Genomic DNA, 3,949 nt, shown 5'->3' with positions numbered 1-3,949 from the left:
CGCCTGCGACGACATCGCTTCCTGCTCAGCCTGACCAATCGTCGACCGCATCAACCCCGCCTTGGCACCAAACGCCGACTGCGACGCCACCAACTGCGGAATATGAGCATCCAACATACTCATCCCTGAAATCCTTTCGTCACATTGATTATCGTTGTCGCACAACACCCACTCAGTTGTGGTCCCCCTCCCCCTCTGGCGGCTCCGGGCCCCAGGTGCCCGGCACCATCGGCATGGTTGGCCCGTTGCCAAATCCGTTGCTGCTCAACGTCGCCAATCCCACCGCTTCCGCGACGTCGCCCTTGTCCAGCGTGCCGGCGAACCCCAACGGACCAGCACCACGGTCCGAGGCCACTGCTACCGAGGCCGGCTCCCGGTCGGCCTGCGCGCTCCAATCCGGGTCTACCTCGACGTTCATGTCGGCGAATTCATCCGCGTGGTCGTGTATTTCAGCCCGACGTTTTCGCCGGGCCCGGGTCCTGCCCCGGCTCACCGCGGCTACCGCGGCCGCTGCGGGGATAGAACTCGCCGGTGCCTTGGTCTCGTCGCGGTCGATCAATGTCGGTCCGGGATCGTCGCCGGGATCGATACCCCCAACCAGGTAGCCGAAGCCTGCGGCCGCGGGCGCAGCTGCTGGGGCGCCGGCGGCGGCCACGCCGGTCGTCGATGCCGAGCCGGCAGCCGTCGAAGGGGTCCCACCCGTCGAAGCCACGGTGGCGGCGGGCATCCCGGCAGCCCGTCCTGGCGAGATTCCGGGCGCCCCGACCACTGCGGGTACGGCCGCCGGCCCTGCCATCGATGCCGCGTTGAGCGCCAGCCCGAGGATGAGCCCGAGCCAGGCCGGCGAACTGAGCAGGATCGACCAGAAGGTGTTCCCGAACGGAATGAAGAACGCTTCGTAAGCGATGAAGAACAACAGCGGGAACCATGCACTCGGGTTGGCGAGGATGGAGCTGATCACCCCGGCGGGGTTCTGCAGGAAAAGCATCAACTGGTTGAACAGCTCGGTGAAGAAGTTTCCCGACGACGGCGGGGCGGCCGCCGCCGACACCGCGTTGTTCGACTTGAGTACCGGGGGTGCTGCTGCAGTCCGGGGAGCCGATGCCAACGCCGAGCCCGACACCCCCTGGTAGGTGGTCATCGTGGTGGCCGCCTGGATCCACATCCGCGCGTAGTCGGCTTCATTGAGCGCGATCGGGATCGTGTTGATACCAAAGAAGTTCGTCGCGATCAGTACCCCGTGAATCGCGTGATTGGCAACCAGTTCGGGAACCGTCGGCATGGCGGCCAGCGCCGCGGTGTACGCCGCCGCGGCGACCTCGTGCTGAGCCGCAGTTCCGGCACTGTTGGCGCTGGCCTCCGTCAGCCACGCGAGATAGGGCACATGCGCACTCACGTATTCTTCGGCGCTCGGGCCTTCCCACGCGCCGGCCTGTACCGCGCCTAGTAGCGATGTGAGGTCGCTTGCCGCCGAGGCATATTCAGTGCTCAGCGAGGTCCACGCCCCGGCAGCCGCCAACAGCGACCCGGGGCCAGGACCGCTGCTGAGGAGCACTGAATGCACCTCCGGCGGCGAAGCCATCCACACCGGCGCGGTCATCGTCAGCGGCCGGCCAAGTATGTCGCCGCGGCGGCCGCGTCACCGGCTGCGTAACTCACGCCAGACTCACCGACACCGACTCCGGCGCGGCCGAGCTCTTCCACGCCTTCGGCCGCCACCGCAGCGTGCTCGCTGCCCTGAGCGCTGAAGCCGGCCGCGGTCTGCAGCGACACCGGGTCGGCCGCAGACGGGACGACAGCCGTAATCGCCGGGGCCGCACCCGCTTGCGCCGCCGCCAACCGGGCGGTGATCGCTTCTACCGCGGCGCTGGCCGAGGCCAATCCTTCCGGAACTACTCGCAGTGTCATGACACATACTCCTTTCGATGAAAATCAGCGGCCATCAGCAGCCACACTCTGGTCGACGAGCGGCTTGACCAACTGCACATATGTCGGAATATCGCTGTCGGTCAGCAGAATTGCCCTGCCGGCCGGTAGCCGGTCGAACCGCTGACCGCGAATCTTGCCGCCGTCGGTCGGGTTGCCCGACAGCATCAGCGTGGTCGCCTGCAGGTCGTTGAACCGGCGCAGCAACGGACTGGTCATCAATGCATGCGCGGCACCGGTCGCCCGCGCCGTCACGATGACCCGCAGTCCCAGATCGCCGGCCTGCGCCAGCAATCCGATCAGCGGTGTCCAAGGACGCTGCCCCACATAAGGTCCCGTCATCGCCGGAGAGTCCGGAATCTGATCGACGTCGTCGATGATCAGGTAGTGGGTGTGGCCCTCGAATGACCAGCCGCTCAGCTGCGACGCGGTGAGACCTGCCGGCGGCCGGCGCTTCTCGATGAGCGCCGACAACCCGAGCATCGCCGGCGTCACCCGGTCGATGTTGGCGGTGTATTCGTTGTCGGCGAACAGCGGCTCATCGACCAGATGCAGCCGGCGATCCAGCACAGTGAACGCGACGCGGTCCGGCGTCGAGTTGTCCCGGATGGTGCGGATGATGTGCCGCAACAGGGTGGTCTTGCCGGTCCTGGTGTCACCCAGCACCATCAGCAACGGGTTCTGCGCGAAGTCGAGTTGGACTGCGGCCAAGTCTTCTTCGCGCTGACCGATCACGATCCGGTCGGAGCCGCCGTACAGCGGTTCGAGCGTGGCCGGCTCCAGGTTGGTCGGCAGCAACCGCACCGGCGGCGCGGCGATCCCGGCGTGGCGCTCATTGATGGCGGCAACCTGGCCGAGGTCGGGTGCTGCGATCAAGAAGTGCTCGGCGGCCATGGTCAGACCTCGACCCGGTTGGTCGGCGGGCACCGACTCGGCCGGCCGGTGCAGGGCCCCGACCAGCCGGACGTTGCTGTCGCGCGCGTCGTGCAACTTGAGCTCCAGCCGCATCCCGAGACCGTCTCGCATCGCGAGCGGCACCTCGAGCCAGCTGGGTGTGGTGACGACGACGTGGATGCCGTAGGCCAATCCGACGTTGACCAGTTCGGTCACCTTGCTCAGCAACGGGTTCCGTGTGTTGAACTGGTCGGTATTGTCGCGGCTGAAGGCATAGAGGTTGTCGATGATCAGGAAAACCTGGCCCAGGCCGTCGTCCGGCCCTTGCTTGTCCCGGAAGACTTCCCGCTCCTGCCGTGACCGCAGCAGTTGTTCGAGCTCGCCGAAGGTGCGACGGATGCGTTCGGGTTCCAGCGACGACGCGACGCTGCCCACGTGTGCCAGATCCTCCAGCTCGCGCAGCTGTCCACCGCCGTAATCCAGGCAGTAGAAGCTCACCTCGCGGGGTGAGTGCAGGCTCGCGGCCGACAGGATAAACGTCTGCAGGGCAGTCGACTTACCAGACTTCGCGCCACCGTGAATCAGCACGTTGCCGGCCGACGACCGCGCGTCGAAGACCAACGAGTCGCGCCGCATTTGGAACGGCCTGTCGATCTCACCGAGCGGCCAACGCCACTCGCCGCGCGGCACCGCCGCCCGGGCCAGCGCGGCGCTCAGCGGGATCACCTCGTCGAGTGGCGGCAGCCACAGCTCGGGCGCGCGAGGACCGAAGCGGGCCAGCTGGTCACCGATGGTGGCGATCAGCTTGCGTGACGGCGCGATCGGCGCGTCGTGCCCGTTCTTGGCGATGACCGTGGTCTGGTCGGGTTCCACCCGCCCCGCGGTGAATAGCTTGGGCTCGGGAACAGAATGCACCACAAGAGTTTTCGGCGTCTGCGGCGGGTCGTAGATGCCGTCGACGTAGGTGCTGCGGAATTTGACCGGTGCGGCGCCGGGTGCGGGCACCAGGAAGCCGACGCCCTTGTGCTCCTTGCCCGATTCGATGTGGTAGGCGTCCTCCACACCGATGATCGAGCGCGACACCGCCGGGCTGGCCACCTTCAGACCGATCCGATAGGAGGTGTTCTTG

At 66.8% G+C, this 3,949-nt stretch carries 3 protein-coding genes and 1 pseudogene; all 4 read right to left on the bottom strand.

The window, feature by feature from the left end; genetic code table 11:
* Positions 1-123, bottom strand: a pseudogene (gene esxG, locus WAO18_RS12940) (type VII secretion system protein EsxG); the annotation flags it as partial.
* Between the two features lie 49 nt (positions 124-172).
* Complete coding sequence (locus WAO18_RS12935; protein ID WP_422206668.1) at positions 173-1,600, bottom strand: PPE family protein; 1,428 nt, start codon at positions 1,598-1,600, stop codon at positions 173-175.
* Between the two features lie 2 nt (positions 1,601-1,602).
* Positions 1,603-1,908 (bottom strand): PE family protein, encoded by a 306-nt coding sequence (locus WAO18_RS12930; RefSeq protein WP_422206667.1) that lies wholly within the window; start codon positions 1,906-1,908, stop codon positions 1,603-1,605.
* Between the two features lie 24 nt (positions 1,909-1,932).
* The coding region (gene eccCb / locus WAO18_RS12925; RefSeq protein ID WP_422206666.1) for a type VII secretion protein EccCb at positions 1,933-3,949 on the bottom strand (2,017 nt) is incomplete at its 5' end.

Origin of the sequence: Mycobacterium sp., from assembly GCF_049278535.1 — a bacterium.
Lineage (GTDB): Bacteria > Actinomycetota > Actinomycetes > Mycobacteriales > Mycobacteriaceae > Mycobacterium.
This window is presented reverse-complemented; position numbering and strand designations above follow the sequence as displayed.